Here is a 16648-nt window from a genome sequence, read left to right as displayed (position 1 = left end):
TCCCTGTTATTGGCGGACAAACTGTAACAATTCGCCCATGTCGTCAAACAGCACGTCGGGGCCGAGGTCGGCCAGTGTCTGTCGGTGACGCTCGCTGCGCGCATGTCCGCCACCGGCGAAGGCAAAAGCCCGCATGCCGGCGGCATGCGCCGCCTCGATGCCGGCCGGACTGTCTTCGACGACGATACAGTCCTTGGGCGCGTAGCCCATCTCCCGGCTTGCCAGCAGAAACAGGTCGGGCGCCGGCTTGCCATGTTTGACCATCGTTGCAGAGAAGATATTCGGCTCGAAAAGATCGATCAGGCCGGTGACGGTCAGCGACAGCCGGATGCGTTCCGGCTGGCTGGACGAGGCGACGCAACAGGCGACACCAAGCCCTTCGACCGCCTGGCGGATGCCGGCGATCGGCTGCAGCTCCGTGCGGAAACGCTGGTAGAGCCGCGTGCGCATGTCTTCGAGAAAGGCGTCGTCAGTCGCCAGGCCATACTCGTCGTGAAGAATGGCAGACATGCTTTTCAGGCTGCGCCCGAGAAACCTTTCGGTCGCCTCCTCCCTCGTCATCGACACGCCGGCTGCGGCGAGCACGTCCACCAGGACTTCGAGCGAGATCGGTTCACTGTCGACCAGCACGCCGTCGCAATCGAAAATCACCAGCCTGGACGCGCCGTCCGCCATAACACCCTAGCCCCCGAGCTTACCGTCCAGATAAAGCTGGAGCGTAGCGCGCGTACCCTTTTCCCAAAGGGTTTTCAATACTTGGGCGAAACGCCTGCGGAAAAGATCGGACTGCGCGACCGCGCCAAAAATGTCCGACAGCGCCAGAAAGGCCATCGGATCCTGTTTGGCGGCAACGGCTGCCGCCTGAAGCCTATCGGCGTTCTGGTCGTTGAAGACGATCTGCCTGCCGCTGTCGGTCGTGCCGGCGGAGTAGCGGCACCAAAGCGCCGACACAAGCGCCAGGCCGACGACATCTTCGCCGCGCGCCAGCCGGTCCGCTGTCGACGGCAGGATGAATTTCGGCTGCCGGTTGGAGCCGTCCTGCGCCAGCCGCGGGATCGTATCGCCGATCTTCGGGTTGGAGAAACGCGTCTCGATCAGCCTGTAATAATCGCCGAGATCGGTGTCCGGCACCGGCGGAATGACGGGAATGATCTCGTCATGTTCAAGTTTGGCGAGGAAGGCACGGATCAGCGGCTCCTCCATCGCCTCGTGGACGAAATGGATGTCGAGCAAGGCGGCGGGATAGGCGATCGCCGCATGGCCGCCATTGAGGATACGGATCTTCATGTGCTCGTAGGGCGCGACATCGGGCACGAACTGCACGCCGACCTTCTCGAGCGCCGGGCGTCCTTGCGGAAAATGATCTTCCAGCACCCATTGCTTGAATTCTTCGCAGAACACCGGCCAGGCGTCCTCGATCTCGTAGTCCGCAGCCACGATGCCGATTTCGCGTGCGCCGGTGGCCGGCGTGATGCGATCCACCATGCCGTTGGGGAAGGCGACATTGGCATCGATCCAGTCGGCGAAATCAGGGTCGAAGAGCCGCGCAAGGCCAGACACCGCCGCGTGCGTCACCTCGCCATTGCCCGGAATGTTGTCGCAGGACATCACCGTGAACGGCGGGACCTGGCTGTCGCGACGGGCCTTCATCCCGGCGACGATCAGGCCGAAAACCGTCTTCGGCGAAGCCGGATTTTGGGCGTCGTCGACGATGGCTGGGTGGGTCTGATTGAAGACGCCGGAGGCCGGGTCGATGAAATAGCCGCCCTCGGTGATCGTCAGCGAAACGATGCGGATCGCCGGATCGGCAAGCTTCGCAACGATGCCGGCGACATCCCCGGGCTTCAGGTAGTCGATCATCGCGCCGGTGACATGCGCGCCGGTGCGGTTGTTGTCCTGCTCGACAACCGTCGTCAGGAAATCCTGTGCCTCAAGCTTGGCTCGCATCTGTTCGTCGGAGAGCAGCACACCTGCGCCGATGATCGCCCAGTCGTGGTCGTGCCCGGCATTGAAGAGATCGTCGAGATAGACGGCCTGATGGGCACGGTGAAAATTGCCGACACCGAAATGCACAATACCGGCTTTCAGTCCGGCGCGGTCGTAGCTTGGCACGCCGGCCCTGGCCTTCACTGCGTCGAGCGCCGCAAGAGAGAGTTTGGTCGTCATGGTCCCGTTTCCTTATCGAGGCACCGTCCAAAGACTGGCCTCAGCTCATCCAGTTGCCGCCATCGACGTTGTAGGTCTGCGAAACGACGTAATCGCTCTCGGCCGAGGCGAGGAAGATCGCCATCCCGGTGAGATCCTCGGCCGTTCCCATGCGCCCATAGGGCACTTCCTCACCTGCGAGCTTTTTCTTCTCGCCGCGCGGACGGTTCTCGTATTTGGCAAACAGCGCGTCGACGCCGTCCCAGTGCTCGCCGTCGACCACACCGGGCGCGATGGCGTTGACGTTGATGCGATGCTTGATCAGGTTCAGCCCGGCTGACTGGGTCAGGCTGATGACCGCTGCCTTGGTGGCGCAATAGACGGCGACCAGCGCCTCGCCGCGCCGGCCTGCCTGGCTCGCCATATTGATGATCTTGCCGCCCCGGCCCTGCGCGATCATCTGCCTGGCGGCAGCCTGCATCGTGAACAGCGTTCCCGAAACATTGATTGCAAACAGCCGGTCATAGCTTTCGCGGGTGATCTCGACGATCGGTGCGAGATCGAAGAGCGCCGCATTGTTGACGAGAATATCGAGCCCCCCAGCCTCGGCGACGACCGATGCGATCGCCGCATCGATCGAGCCTTGCTGCGTCACGTCCATCTCGACGGCATAGGCGCTCGGGCCGATTTCCGATGCGGTCTCACGCGCCCGCGTCACATTGATGTCGCCAATTGCCACCCTGGCGCCTTCGCGCACATAGGCTTCGGCGAAGGCGCGACCGATACCCCGCGCGGATCCGGTGATCAGCGCGCTTTTCCCGTGAAGACGTTTCATCGAACTGCCAGCCCCTTGTCGTCGAACCTGTGGACACGTTGGGCATCGGGCGTCAGGAACACCCGGTCGCCGTGGGTGACGGCGAAATCGCCGCTGACACGCGCGGTCACCGTACCGATATTGTCGACATTGACATGCAGGAAGGTGTCAGAGCCTAGATGCTCGGCAACGCCGACTGTGCCGCTCCAGGTGCCATTTTCCTTGGAAAGCAGCAGATGCTCGGGCCGGATGCCCATCGTGTGCGCCTGGTAGGCGGCGGCCGGCGTACCGGAAACGAAGTTCATGCGCGGTGAACCGATAAAGCCTGCGACGAAGAGATTGTCCGGCTTGTGGTAAAGGTCGAGTGGCGAGCCGACCTGCTCGATGCGCCCGCGATTGAGCACCACGATCTTGTCGGCCATGGTCATCGCCTCGACCTGGTCGTGGGTAACGTAGACCATGGTCGTCTTCAGATCCTGGTGCAACTGGCTGATCTCCAGCCGCATGTTGACGCGCAGGGCTGCGTCGAGGTTCGACAACGGCTCGTCGAACAGGAACGCCTTCGGCTGGCGCACGATCGCGCGGCCGATGGCGACACGCTGGCGCTGGCCGCCGGAGAGCTGGCGGGGCTTGCGATCGAGATAGTCGGTCAGGTTGAGCACGCGGGCGGCGTCCGACACCTTCCTGTCGATGGCGGCCTTGTCCTCGTTCGCCATCTTCAGCGGAAAGGCGATGTTCGAGCGAACGCTCATATGCGGATAGAGCGCATAGGACTGGAACACCATCGACAGGCCGCGTTGCGCCGGCGGTAGTTCGGTGGCGTTCTTGCCGTCGATGACGATCTCGCCGTCGCTGACATCCTCAAGCCCGGCGATCAGCCTGAGCAGCGTCGATTTTCCGCAGCCCGACGGGCCGACGAAGACCACGAACTCGCCATCGTTGATGTTGAGGTCGATCGACGGGATGACGGCATGGGCGCCGAAGACCTTCGAGACGTTTCTGAGTGTAATGTTTCCCATTGTCGTATCCCTTATTTGACCGCGCCGAAGGTGAGGCCGCGCACGAGCTGCTTCTGCGAGAACCAGCCGAGTATGAGGATGGGGGCGATGGCCATGGTCGAGGCCGCCGAAAGCTTGGCGTAGAACAGGCCTTCGGGGCTCGAATAGGAGGCGATGAAGGCCGTCAGCGGCGCCGCTTTCGCGGCGCTGAGGTTCAGCGTCCAGAACGCCTCGTTCCAGGCGAGGATGATGTTGAGCAAAAGCGTCGAGGCGATGCCGGGGATCGCCATCGGCGTCAGCACATAGATGATCTCCTTGGCGAGCGAGGCGCCGTCCATGCGTGCCGCCTCGAGGATCTCGCCGGGGATCTCCTTGAAGTAGGTGTAGAGCATCCAGATGATGATCGGCAGATTGATCAGCGTCAGCACGATCACCAGCCCGGTGCGGGTATCAAGCAGCCCGGTGTTGCGGAACAACAGGTACATCGGCACCAGTACGCCGACCGATGGCATCATCTTGGTGGAGAGCATCCACATCAGCACGTCCTTGGTGCGCTTGGTCGGCGAGAACGCCATCGCCCAGGCGGACGGAATGGCGATGACGAGGCCGATCAGCGTCGAGCCGAAGGAGACGACGACCGAGTTCATGAAGTGGCGGAAGTAGTTCGAGCGGCTCTGCACTTCGAAGTAGTTCTCCGTCGTCCACTCGAAGAAGAGCAAGGACGGCGGCGAGGCAATCGCCTCGGCCTCGGTCTTGAAGCTCGTCAGGAACGTCCAGAGGATCGGAAAGAAGATCAGGATCCCGATCGTCCAGGCGACGACGGTGATGACCAGTTTGCGTTGGGTGGAGACATTGCGTGCCATGGTTCTCAAGCCTCCAGCGTCTTGCCGATCATGCGCATCAGGAAGAATGCGACGATGTTGGCGAGGATGACTGCGATGATGCCCCCAGCGGACGCGCCGCCCACGTCGAACTGCAGGAGCGCCTGCGCATAGACGAGGAAGGTCAGGTTGGTGCTCTGCGTGCCCGGCCCGCCATTGGTCGTCACCAGGATTTCCGCAAAGACCGAGAGCAGGAAGATCGTCTGAATGAGGATGACGACCGTGATCGCGCGGGAGAGATGCGGCAGGGTCAGATAGATGAAGCGGCTCCAGGCGCTGGCGCCGTCCATCTGGGCTGCTTCCTTCTGCTCCTCATCGAGCGATTGCAGCGCCGTCAAAAGGATCAGCGTCGCAAAGGGCAGCCATTGCCAGGCGACGATGAGGATCACCGACATCAAGGGTGCATTGGCGAGAAAGTCGAAGGGCTGCAGCCCGAAGAGCTTGGCCACCCAGGCAAACAGCCCGTTGACCGGGTTCATGAACATGTTCTTCCACACCAGCGCGGCGACCGTCGGCATGATCAGGAACGGCGCGATCACCAGGATGCGCACGATCCCCTGCCCGAACATCGGCTGGTCCAGAAGAAGCGCCAGCGCGATGCCGCCGACGACGGTGATAAAGAGCACGCCGAGCACGATGGCGAGCGTGTTGAAGATCGCCTGGAAGAAAGCGGGGTCGGTGAGGAAGTAACTGTAGTTCGAAAAGCCCGCGAACTCTTCCATCCCCGGCATCAAAAGGTTGTAGCGCAGGAACGAGAAATAGATTGTCATGGCCAGCGGAACGATCATCCAGGCCAGAAGCAGAAGCACCGAGGGCGCGATCATCAGACGCGCGGCGGAGCGGGTGTGCAAGGTCGCCATGGCGTCCCCCAAATGACGGAATTCAATGCTGTTTCGAGATCGGGTTGGGTCGGCGCGTTCGTGCGCGCGAGCCCCTTGGCTACCTCCGGGAATTACCGGGGCGCCAGCCATTTGCGGCCGGCACCCCGGGCCCTTGGGAGCGCTATTTGATGTAACCGGCCTTGGTCATTTCGCGCTCGGTCAGCTTCTGGGCGCTGGCAAGCGCCTCGTCGACGCTCATCTGGCCGGCAAGCGCCGCCGAGAACTGCTGCCCGACGGCCGTGCCGAGACCCTGGAATTCCGGGATCGCCACGAACTGCACGCCGACATAGGGTACCGGCTTGACGGCCGGGTTCTTCGGGTCGGCAGCGTTGATCGAGTCGAGCGTCATCTTCGCGAATGGCGCCGCCTTCTGGTACTCAGGGTTCGCGTAAAGCGAGGTGCGCGTGCCCGGAGGAACGTTGGCCCAGCCTTCCTTGTCGGCGACGAGCGTCAGATAGTCCTTGCCGGTTGCCCAGGCGATGAACTTCTCGGCCGCGGCCACCTTCTGCGAACCGGCGGGGATGGCGAGGTTCCAGGCCCAGAGCCAGTTACCGCGTTTGCCAAGGCCGGTATCGGGTGCAAGCGCGAAGCCCACCTTGTCGGCGACCGTCGATTCCTTCGGGTTGGTGACGAACGAGGCCGCAACCGTCGCGTCGATCCACATGCCGCACTTGCCGGTCTGGAACAGTGACAGGTTTTCGTTGAAGCCGTTCGAGGATGCGCCGGGCGGTCCGGCGTCGTTCATCAGCTTGACGTAGAAGTCGAGCGCGTTCTTCCATTCCGGCTGGTCGAACTGCGGCTTCCAGTTCTCGTCGAACCAGCGCGCGCCGAAGGCGTTCGCGGTTGCGGTCAGGAAGGCCATGTTCTCGCCCCAGCCCGCCTTGCCGCGCAGGCAGATGCCGTAGACTTCGTTGCCCTTGTCGGTGATCTTGCGCGCCGCGTCGGCGATGAAGTCCCAGGTCGGCGCGTCGGGCATGGTGAGCCCCGCCTTCTCGAACAGGTCCTTGCGGTACATCACCATCGAGCTTTCGCCGTAGAATGGTGCGGCATAAAGCTTGTCGTCGATAGTCAGGCCCGAGCGGATCGCCGGCAACAGGTCGTCGACATCATAGTCGGCGCCGAGATTGTCGAGCGGCAACAGCCAGCCCTGCTTGGCCCAGATCGGCACTTCATAGGTGCCGATGGTCATGATGTCGTACTGGCCGCCTTTGGTGGCGATATCCGTCGTCACGCGCTGGCGCAGCACGTTTTCCTCGAGCGTTACCCACTCGAGCTGGATGTCCGGATTCTTGGACGTGAAAGCATCCGTCAGCTTCTGCATCCGGATCATGTCGCCGTTGTTCACGGTCGCAATGGTCAGCGTTTCTGCTTGGGCCAGACCTGCCAGAGCGACTGCCGAGCATGTGCCCAGCAGGAAAGTTCTCAAATTCATCGACTTCCTCCCAGAAGAAATTGAGCATTTGCCTTGCTCATGAGCAATTACTCACCTATCGCGAAAAAATGTCAATCCGCTTTCGTTGCTGCGCTGCAACCAGAGACGTTACGAAGCTGTTTTGATTGTCGATTTTTTATCAGCAAGCGGCCATATAAACGCCAAAAGGCCGGCGCATGGCCGGCCCTTCCCAAGCTTAATCGCTGCGATCAGGCGTTGAGCAGATAGGCGGCGGTCGCCTCGTCGGTGATAATGCCGTTGATGATCCGCCCCTTGAGCGCGGCCCTCAGCGCCTCGTATTTGCGCCGTCCCTTGGCGATGCCGATCACCGACGCATTGTCGCGGGAGGGTAGCGGAACCGAGGCGACGCGGTCGTTGAAGCTGCCGGCCAGCAATGCGCCGTCGTGGTCGAACATCCAGCCGCAGATTTCCCCGGCGGCGCCGGACCTCGTCAGTTCCCCCATTTCGTCCTGTGACAGAAATCCATCCTGGCAAAGCGGCGCTTCGGGGCCGAGTTCGCCGACGCCGACGAAGGCGACATTGGCCTGCGCCCCGAGCTTCAGCGCCACCTGGACGAGGCTCTGGCTGTGCAGCACCGCGCGTTCTTCCGGCGACGAGGCAAGCACCGGCAACGGCATCGGAAAATGCCGTGCCTTGACCGCATCCGCCATGCTGAAGATGACGTTGTAATAGGCGGCCGAGCCGTCGAGCCTGATATTGCCGGTCAAGGAGACGATGCGGTGCTGCGGACATTCCATCGCCGGCAGCTGGTCAATCGCTGCCTTCAGGGTGCGGCCCGTGCCGATCGCCAGCACCTGCGGCTCCGGTGACTTGAGCCAGCGCTCGATCTCGGCCGCGCCCGCCTCGGCGATGCCGACCGTGGTCGAACTCGATCCGGGATCGCTCGGCACCACGTCGACATGCTTCAGGTCGTATTTTTCACGAAGCCTTTCGGCAGCCTCCAGACATGCGGCGATCGGGTGGTCGAGCCGGACCTTGATCAGGCGTTCGGCCATGGCAAGCGAAACGAGCCGTTGCGCCGATTGGCGCGAGATGCCCATGACCGTGGCGATCTCGTCCTGGGTGCGGCCGGCGACATAGTAGAGCCAACCCGCGCGGGCAGCATCGTCCAGCCTGTTGTTCGCCTCAGCCCTGCGCGCCATGCCTATTCTCCATTCCCCCCGCGATTGCGATGTCTTTGGGTCGAATCAGCCCAAAAACATCGCAATCGCTTCCCCTAAAGCTAGAGCGGGATGCGGGCAGAAAACCGCACACACTTTTCCTCATCCCGCTCCAATTTGCTGCCACTATTTGCCCCGCCCTGTCAAACAGCACCCAAGAACAATGGCTTGGCAGGTCTGCCGCAAAGTCCGGGATCGCAAGGCTTTCCGGTTATTTCGACGTCAAACTTTTACCGTTTGATAAAAAAATAAAGCGTGTTACCGTTCCATCATCCTGAGAAAACATTGGGAGCCAAAAATGGGAACGACGCAATCTGGGATCCTCGGCGGCCGCCTGCCGCTCGCGGACTACGAAACCAATTTCTCCGACCTCCATCCAGCCCTCGACAGGCACGAGGCATTGGTCGCATCCGACCGCTGTTACTTCTGTCATGATGCACCCTGCATGACGGCCTGCCCCACCTCCATCGATATCCCGCTGTTCATTCGGCAGATATCGACGGGCAACCCGATCGGCTCGGCCAAGACCATCTTCGACCAGAACATTCTGGGCGGCATGTGCGCCCGCGTCTGTCCCACCGAAACGCTCTGCGAACAGGCCTGCGTGCGCAACACGGCCGAGGAGCGTCCGGTCGAGATCGGCCGCCTGCAGCGCTACGCGACCGACATCGCGATGAAGGAGAACAAGCAGTTCTACACCCGCGCTGCGACCTCCGGCCGGAGGGTCGCCGTCGTCGGCGCCGGCCCGGCCGGGCTTGCCTGCGCCCACCGTCTCGCGGTCAAGGGCCACGAAGTCGTGATCTACGACGCCCGCGAGAAATCCGGCGGCCTCAACGAATACGGCATCGCCGCCTACAAATCCGTCGATGATTTCGCGCAGAGCGAAGTCGACTACGTGCTGTCGATCGGCGGCATCGAAGTCCGCCACGGCCAGGCGCTCGGCCGCGACTTCTCGCTTGGCGATCTTACCGAGCAATATGACGCCGTGTTCCTCGGCCTCGGCCTTGCCGGCGTCAACGCGCTGCGCATCGAAGGCGAAAACGCGGAAGGGCTCGACGACGCCGTCGACTTCATCGCCGCCCTTCGCCAGTCGAAGACCAAGGCCGACATTCCCGTCGGTCGCCGGGTCGTCGTTCTCGGCGGCGGCATGACCGCCATCGACGCCGCCGTCCAGGCCAAGCTGCTCGGCGCCGAGGAAGTGACGATCTGTTACCGCCGCGGCAAGGAGCACATGAACGCTTCCGAATTCGAGCAGGATCTGGCGACGTCCAAGGGCGTAACCATCCGCCATTGGCTGCAGCCCAAGCGCATCGCGCTCAAGGACGGCAAGGTCGCCGGCATCGAGCTCGAATACACCACGCTCGTAGATGAAAAGCTGACCACGACGGGGGAAACGGGTATCATTGCCGCCGACCAGATCTTCAAGGCGATCGGTCAGACCTTCGAGGCGTCCGGCCTCGGATCGCTTGCGTTCGAAGCCGGCCGCATCGTCACCGATGCCGAAGGCAAGACCTCAGCTGCCAATGTCTGGGCCGGCGGCGACTGCGTGCTGGGCGGCGAGGACCTGACGGTTTCCGCCGTCGCCATGGGTCGCGATGCCGCAGAAGCGATCAACCGGGCTTTCGCCGCGGCCATGCCGCGCGCGAGTGCCGTTGCATAACGGATCGGGAGGACGGAACAATGGCTGATCTTCGCAACAATTTTGTCGGCATCAAATCCCCGAACCCGTTCTGGCTGGCGTCCGCGCCGCCCACGGACAAGGCCTATAACGTCGAGCGTGCCTTCAAGGCGGGCTGGGGCGGCGTCGTCTGGAAGACGCTCGGCGAGGAAGGGCCGCCTGTCGTCAACGTCAACGGGCCGCGCTACGGCGCGATCTGGGGCGCCGACCGCCGGCTGCTCGGTCTCAACAACATCGAGCTCATCACCGACCGCGATCTTTATGTGAACCTGCGGGAAATGAAGCAGGTCAAGATAAACTGGCCGGACCGGGCCCTGATCGCCTCGATCATGGTGCCCTGCGAGGAAGAGGCGTGGAAGTCGATCCTGCCGCTGGTGGAAGAAACCGGCGCCGACGGCATCGAGCTCAACTTCGGCTGTCCGCACGGCATGTCCGAGCGCGGCATGGGTGCCGCCGTCGGACAGGTGCCGGAATATATCGAGATGGTCGTGCGCTGGTGCAAGCAGTACACGCGCATGCCCGTCATCACCAAGCTGACGCCCAACATCACCGACATCCGTAAGCCGGCGCGCGCCGCCAAAGCCGGCGGCACCGACGCCGTGTCGCTGATCAACACGATCAACTCGATCGTCTCCGTCGATCTCGACAACTTCGCCCCGAACCCGACGGTCGGCGGCAAGGGCACCCATGGCGGCTATTGCGGCCCGGCGGTCAAGCCGATCGCGCTCAACATGGTCGCCGAAATCGCCCGCGATCCCGAGACCTACGGCCTGCCGATCTCCGGCATCGGTGGCATCACCACCTGGCGCGATGCGGCCGAGTTCCTGGTGCTTGGCGCCGGCAACGTGCAGGTCTGCACCGCGGCGATGACCTACGGCTTCAAGATCGTCCAGGAAATGATCTCCGGCCTGTCGGACTGGATGGATGCCAAGGGTCACCGCAACCTCGACGACATCACCGGCCGCGCCGTGCCGAATGTCACCGACTGGCAGTACCTCAACCTCAACTACGTCGCCAAGGCCAAGATCGATCAGGATTCCTGCATCAAGTGCGGCCGCTGTCACATCGCCTGCGAGGACACCTCTCACCAGGCGATCACCCAGTTCGTCAACGGCGTGCGCCACTTCGAGGTGATGGACGACGAGTGCGTCGGCTGCAATCTCTGCGTCAGCGTCTGTCCCGTCGAGAACTGCATCACCATGGAAGAGCTGCCGGCAGGTGCCATTGACCAGCGCACCGGCAAGCCGGTCGATCCGAACTACGCCAACTGGACGACCCATCCCAACAACCCGATGGCCCGCCAGGCCGCGGAATGACCGAAACCGACGCCGCCGGATCGTTGTCCGGCGGCGGCGGCTCGAAATGATGCCCGATCAGACCTCGACCACCACCTTGCCGAAGGCGCCGCGATTAAGATGCGCCAGCGCCGCGCGGAAATCCTCGAACCGGTAGCGCGCATCGACCACCGGCTTCAGACCGGTTTGATCGACAGCCGCCACCAGATCCTCAAGCGCCCGGCGATGGCCGACGCCGATGCCCTGAATGACAGGCGACTTCAACAGCACCGGCGGCACCGGCGCCGAGATTTCGGCGCCTTCGAGCACGCCGATGACCGAGATCCGGCCCTGCACCGCCACCGCCTGCAACGACCGGCTGAGATTGGCGCCACCGGCAAGCTCCAGGATATGATCGGCGCCGTGATCGCCGGTGATCTCAAGAACACGCTCTACCCAGTCTTCGTTGACGCGGTCGATGCCATGGTCGGCGCCGAGTTCGAGGGCGCGCTTGAGCTTGTCGCGGCTTGCCGACGTCACGATGACTTCGGCCCCATGCGCCTTGGCGATCTGCAGCCCGAACAGCGAGACACCGCCCGTCCCCTGCACGACGACGCGGTCACCCGCCTTCGGGCGTCCCTTCTCGACCAGCGCAAACCAGGCCGTCACACCGGCGCAGGGCAACGTGCTCGCCTCCCCGTCGTCGAGGCTCTTTGGCGCCTGCACGAACCAGTCCTCAGGGAATGCGACATATTCGGAAGCGACACCCGGGTTGAGGCCGCCGAGTGCAAACGACGTTGGCCGGCGGGCAGTCCCCGGTTTTTGACCGTCGATCCAGGAGGGGTCGAAGACGGAAATGACGCGATCGCCAGGCTGGAAACGCGTCACGTCGCTGCCGACCGCCTCGACCACGCCCGCCATGTCGGAACCCGGCACGAAGGGGAAGACGAGCGGCATGCCCATGCCGTCTTCCAGCACCAGCTTGTCGCGAAAGTTGAGCGACACGGCGGTGGTGCGAACCAGCACCTCGCCCGGCCCCGCCTGCGGAACGGGCCGCTCATTAAGCTTCAGGTTCTGTGCGCCGAATGTATCGATCGTCCATTCCTTCATCAGTCTTGCCACGGTCTTTCCTTTCATCGGATTGATCTGATGAAGAAAGCATAGCGTTGAAATTATCTCTCCAGTTGCGATATGATTTCGTCATATTGGTTCCCTGAAGGATACAAATATGAGCTACCTGAACGGCGTTTCGGTATTCGTGGAGGCGGCCGACGCGGGCGGTTTTTCCGCAGCTGCCGAGAGGCTCAACCTGTCGCGCTCCGCCGTCGGCAAGACGGTTGCCAAGCTGGAACAAAGGCTGGGCGTTCGCCTGTTTCATCGCACCACCCGCACCCAGAGTCTCACCGACGAGGGTCAGTTGTTCTACGAAAACTGCCTGAGGGCGCTCAGCGAAATCAGGGCCGGCGAGGCCCTGCTGGAGTCCGGCAAGCAGGAAATCCAGGGACGTCTGCGCCTGTCGATGCCCGTGCATTTCGGCCGTCAATGCGTCATGCCGCTGCTGTCGGAGCTACTCTCCCAGCATCCGCGGCTGGAGTTCGACCTCAACTTCAGCGATCGCAATGTCGACCTCGTCGAGGACGGCTTCGATCTCGCCATCCGCACCGGCCCGCTTCGGGGTGAGCCCGAACTTATGATGCGCAAGATCGCCGACCAGCGCATGACCGTGTGCGCCTCTCCCGCCTATATCGAGGCGAACGGGGCGCCGGAGACGATCGAAGATCTGATGAGACATCAGGCGATCCTCTATCGGCGCAGCGGGCAGCCGCTCGCCTGGTCCTTTCCGGCAAAGGCCGGCCAGACGCAGGCCATCACGCCGCCGTCGCGACTGCGGCTCGACGACCTGACGTCGATCGCCGATGCGGCGACCGACGGTTTCGGCATCGCCTGGATGCCCTGCTGGCTTGTGGGCAACCGCATCGCCTCCGGCTCGCTCGTGCGCATACTGGCCGATGCGCCCGCCCTCTCCTATGGCACCTATGTCGTCTGGCCGAAAACCCAGTACATGCCGCCAAAGCTGCGCCTGCTCATCGATACGCTTGCCGCACACCTGCCGCCCATGATGGAATGACCCTAACGGCTGCCTCCGTTGTGAGCGTGGCCGACCAACGCTTAAGTCAGGGAGGCAATCGACATGCAGAAAGTAGCAGGCATCGGCGGGCTCTTCTTCCGCAGCGACGATCCGGACGGGCTGGCAGCCTGGTACCAAACCCATCTCGGCATCGACCGCGTGCCGTCGAGCTACGACGACACCTGCTGGCAGCAGCGCGCCGGCAGCACGGTCTTCGCCCCGTTCAAGCGCGACAGCGACTATTTCGGCCGCAGCGAGCAGATGTGGATGTTGAACTTTCGTGTCGACGATCTCGACGCCATGGCGGAGCAACTTCGCGCCGCGGGCATCGCGGTGACGATCGATCCGCAAACCTATCCGAATGGCCGCTTCGCCAGGCTTCACGACCCCGAGGGCAACCCGATCGAGCTCTGGCAGCCGAACCCCTCCGAATAGCGCCGGCCGCCTCTAACGCGCAAGACACGAAAACGAAACAGATTGTGTAGAAAAGGTAAGTTGTCGGCGTATGTGATCTGGATAATAAAGGGGGAAATAACCGAAGCCGGTGTTTCGCCGGCAGAGCTGGGCTCGCTATTTGACGATCATTTCCGCCCATAGACGCAAGCGCATACACCTCGTTTCCGGGGCAGTGCTTGGTACGTTCATCCTTGCCCATTTTCTCAACCATTCGCTCGGGCTGATCTCCATCGAGGCCATGGAGGCCGGCCGCACGGTCTTCAACGCCGTCTGGCACAGCGTGCCCGGCACGGTCCTGCTCTATGGCGCGCTGCTGGCGCATTTCGCCATGGCGCTCGATAGCCTCTATCGCCGCCAGACACTGCGCATGCCGATGCGAGAGGCGCTCAAAATCGTCTTCGGCCTCAGCCTGCCGTTCTTGCTGATGGGCCACGTGACCGCCGCGCGGATCGAACCGCTGCTCACCGGTGTAGAGGCCGATTATCCCAGCATGCTGCGGGCGCTCTGGTCCAGCTGGACCAACGCCAGCCGCCAGTCACTCGCCTTGCTGCTTGCCTGGAGCCATGGCTGTCTCGGTGCCTGGTTCTGGATGCGCGGACGGACCTGGTTTCCGCGCTACGAGATCCTGCTCTATACGATCGCGATCCTCGTGCCGATCTTCGCGCTTCTCGGCTTCTTCAGCGGCGCCCGCTCGCTCGAGCGCGTCTATGCGGAGCATGGCGGCTACGGCGACACCGCTCAGGTCAAGCCACCCTACGACGTCGACCTGCTCGAAAACATCCGGCTCGGTCTTTATCTCGGCTTTGCCGGCCTGATCGCCGGCACCTTCGCCTTGCGTGTCCTGCCCAAGGGGGGCCGCATCCGCGTGCGTTATCCCGATGGCCGCGTTGCGACCGTCAATCTCGGCTTCAGCGTGCTGGAGGCAAGCCGCGCCGCCGGCATCCCGCATGTCTCGGTCTGCGGCGGCCGCGGCCGCTGCTCCACTTGCCGCGTGCGCGTGATCCAGGGCCTCGAAGGCCAGCCGGAGCCCGAAGATGCCGAGCTGACGACGCTGACGCGGATCGGCGCTCCCGACAATGTCCGCCTTGCCTGCCAGTTCCGCCCGATCCACAACGTCACCGTCGTTCCTATCCTCGATACCGACAGCATCGGCATCAAGAAGCAGCTGGTACGCCAGGATGGCGAAGGCCGCGAGCGGCGCATCGCCGTGCTCTTCTGCGACCTGCGCGGCTTTACCAGCATCGCCGAGCACAAGCTGCCCTTCGATACCGTCTTCCTCCTGAACCGCTATTTCGAGATGGTCGGCGAAGCGGTGGAAGACTCGGGCGGCGTCATCGACAAGTTCATCGGCGACGGTGCGCTCGCCATCTTTGGCCTGAAGAACTCCTTTACCGAAGCCTGCCAGCAATCGCTTGCCGCCGCCGCGCGCATCTCCAAGGGCATCGACGCCCTCAACCAGACCTTCCACGGCGAGCTCGACGAGCCGCTGCGGATCGCGATCGGCATGCATGCCGGCCCCGCCATCATCGGCGAGATCGGCTACGGCCAGGCAACGTCGCTGACTGCCGTCGGCGACACGATCAATACGGCAAGCCGGCTGGAAGGCCTTGCCAAGGAGCATGACGCCCAGCTTGCCGTCTCGGCCGAGCTCGTCAACCGCGCCGGCGTGGTGATGGAGGCACACAAACGGCTCGACATCAGCCTTCGCGGGCGCCAGGCGACGCTCGAAACCTGGATCGTCGAGGACGCCGGCGATATCGCCAAGGCCTTGCAACCGTCAGCGGCTCCGGCTTAGGTGCGCGGGCGCACATGCGCCCCCGCCACCTCCAGTTCCGGAAGCAAGCATGAAACAGGACGTCTCGCCGAAAACGGCGCACCAGAGCCACGCCACCGGCGTCGAAAAGCTCAAGGCGCATCTGGCGATGCTGACCTTTTCGGCGCTGATCGCCGGTTCCTTCTCCTTCGGCGGATTGGCGGCGCAACATATGGGAGCCGGCCCGCTGACGCTCTGGCGCTACCTGCTGACCGTCGTCGTGCTGGGTGCGCTGACCTTCGGCTATGCCAGGGTGCCGTTTCATGTTCCCAAGCAGTTGTGGCGCTTCCTCATCCTCGGCGGGTTGATCGCCGTCTACATGCTGACGATGTTCAAGGCTCTGGAGTTTACCGACCCCGTATCGACGGGCGCGGTCTTCACGCTGATGCCGCTATTGAGCGCAGGCTTTGCCTTCCTGCTGCTCGGCCAGCACACCCGCCCAGGCGTGCTCGCGGGCCTCGTCATCGCAGCGCTTGGCGCCGTCTGGGTGATTTTTCGCGCCAATATCCAGGCGATCCTCGCCTTCGATATCGGCCAGGGCGAGCTGATCTTCTTCGTCGGCGTCATCTGCCACGCGATCTACGTGCCGCTCATCCGCAAGTTCGACCGCAAGGAGAACCCCTTCGCCTTCGGCTTCTGGGTCGCGGCCTTCACCGTGCCCTGGCTCCTGGTTCCCGGCGCCGCCGGCCTTGCCACCACCGACTTCACGAGCCTGCCGGCAATCGTCTGGATCGCCGTCGCCTATCTCGCCGTCGTGACGACAGCGATCACCTTCCTCTTGCTGCAGTACGCGTCGCTACGCCTGCCGTCGTCCAAGGTGCTCGGCTACGGCTATCTGACGCCCAGCTTCATCATTCTGCTTGAAGGCATTCTCGGCCACGGCTGGGTCAGCCTGCCGGTTCTCGCCGGCGCGCTGACGACGGCCTGCGGGCTGGCGCTGATGGCGTTGCTGCCCGACTGATCGCGA

General features: G+C 63.1%; 15 protein-coding genes. 6 read left to right on the top strand and 9 right to left on the bottom strand.

Annotated elements, in window-relative coordinates; all coding sequences use genetic code 11:
• Positions 1-6 precede the first annotated feature (6 nt).
• From BC363_RS16035 to BC363_RS16000, 8 genes are all read right to left on the bottom strand, one after another.
• On the bottom strand, positions 7-675 hold the full coding sequence (locus BC363_RS16035) for an HAD family hydrolase (RefSeq protein WP_065783103.1): 669 nt from the start codon (positions 673-675) through the stop codon (positions 7-9).
• Positions 676-681: 6 nt separating this feature from the next.
• Positions 682-2166 carry a mannitol dehydrogenase family protein gene (locus BC363_RS16030; protein ID WP_065783104.1) on the bottom strand — a complete coding sequence of 495 codons (1485 nt, stop codon included), beginning with the start codon at positions 2164-2166 and terminating at the stop codon, positions 682-684.
• 40 nt (positions 2167-2206) lie between these two features.
• The gene (locus BC363_RS16025) at positions 2207-2980 is read right to left on the bottom strand and encodes an L-iditol 2-dehydrogenase (protein ID WP_065783105.1); all 774 of its coding nucleotides are present in this window, start codon (positions 2978-2980) and stop codon (positions 2207-2209) included.
• Positions 2977-3978 carry an ABC transporter ATP-binding protein gene (locus BC363_RS16020; protein WP_065783106.1) on the bottom strand — a complete coding sequence of 334 codons (1002 nt, stop codon included), beginning with the start codon at positions 3976-3978 and terminating at the stop codon, positions 2977-2979. The genes BC363_RS16025 and BC363_RS16020 overlap by 4 nt, the downstream gene beginning before the upstream one ends.
• 11 nt (positions 3979-3989) lie before the next feature.
• Positions 3990-4820, bottom strand: coding sequence for a carbohydrate ABC transporter permease (locus tag BC363_RS16015; RefSeq protein ID WP_065783107.1), 831 nt, complete (start codon positions 4818-4820; stop codon positions 3990-3992).
• Between the two features lie 5 nt (positions 4821-4825).
• Positions 4826-5698: a sugar ABC transporter permease gene (locus tag BC363_RS16010; protein ID WP_065783108.1), complete on the bottom strand. Its 873-nt coding sequence runs from the start codon at positions 5696-5698 to the stop codon at positions 4826-4828.
• 142 nt (positions 5699-5840) lie between these two features.
• Positions 5841-7151, bottom strand: a complete 1311-nt coding sequence (locus tag BC363_RS16005) for a sugar ABC transporter substrate-binding protein (protein ID WP_065783109.1) — start codon at positions 7149-7151, stop codon at positions 5841-5843.
• A 209-nt stretch (positions 7152-7360) separates the two neighbouring features.
• Positions 7361-8314 carry a sugar-binding transcriptional regulator gene (locus BC363_RS16000; protein WP_065783110.1) on the bottom strand — a complete coding sequence of 318 codons (954 nt, stop codon included), beginning with the start codon at positions 8312-8314 and terminating at the stop codon, positions 7361-7363.
• 316 nt (positions 8315-8630) lie between these two features.
• Between BC363_RS16000 and BC363_RS15995 the strand changes: the two genes are divergently transcribed.
• The gene (locus BC363_RS15995) at positions 8631-9992 is read left to right on the top strand and encodes an NAD(P)-dependent oxidoreductase (protein ID WP_065783111.1); all 1362 of its coding nucleotides are present in this window, start codon (positions 8631-8633) and stop codon (positions 9990-9992) included.
• 20 nt (positions 9993-10012) lie between these two features.
• Positions 10013-11326, top strand: a complete 1314-nt coding sequence (gene preA / locus BC363_RS15990; RefSeq protein ID WP_065783112.1) for an NAD-dependent dihydropyrimidine dehydrogenase subunit PreA — start codon at positions 10013-10015, stop codon at positions 11324-11326.
• 57 nt (positions 11327-11383) lie between these two features.
• Here the strand turns inward: preA and BC363_RS15985 are convergent, their stop codons facing one another.
• A complete protein-coding gene (locus BC363_RS15985; RefSeq protein WP_065783113.1) occupies positions 11384-12406 on the bottom strand; it encodes an NAD(P)-dependent alcohol dehydrogenase in 1023 nt (340 codons plus the stop codon).
• A gap of 106 nt (positions 12407-12512) precedes the next feature.
• Here BC363_RS15985 and BC363_RS15980 point away from each other — a divergent pair, with 106 nt between their 5' ends.
• From BC363_RS15980 to BC363_RS15965, 4 genes are all read left to right on the top strand, one after another.
• Complete coding sequence (locus tag BC363_RS15980) at positions 12513-13412, top strand: LysR family transcriptional regulator (RefSeq protein WP_065783114.1); 900 nt, start codon at positions 12513-12515, stop codon at positions 13410-13412.
• Between the two features lie 63 nt (positions 13413-13475).
• Positions 13476-13847 carry a VOC family protein gene (locus BC363_RS15975; RefSeq protein ID WP_065783115.1) on the top strand — a complete coding sequence of 124 codons (372 nt, stop codon included), beginning with the start codon at positions 13476-13478 and terminating at the stop codon, positions 13845-13847.
• Between the two features lie 139 nt (positions 13848-13986).
• Positions 13987-15663 carry an adenylate/guanylate cyclase domain-containing protein gene (locus BC363_RS15970; protein ID WP_065783148.1) on the top strand — a complete coding sequence of 559 codons (1677 nt, stop codon included), beginning with the start codon at positions 13987-13989 and terminating at the stop codon, positions 15661-15663.
• Positions 15664-15712: 49 nt separating this feature from the next.
• Positions 15713-16642: a DMT family transporter gene (locus BC363_RS15965; RefSeq protein WP_065783116.1), complete on the top strand. Its 930-nt coding sequence runs from the start codon at positions 15713-15715 to the stop codon at positions 16640-16642.
• Positions 16643-16648: the final 6 nt, after the last annotated feature.

The sequence above is a fragment of the Ensifer sp. LC384 genome, from assembly GCF_001695865.1.
GTDB lineage: Bacteria > Pseudomonadota > Alphaproteobacteria > Rhizobiales > Rhizobiaceae > Ensifer.
The sequence above is the reverse complement of the archived record's forward strand: the minus strand, read 5'-3'. Positions and strand labels throughout refer to the sequence as shown.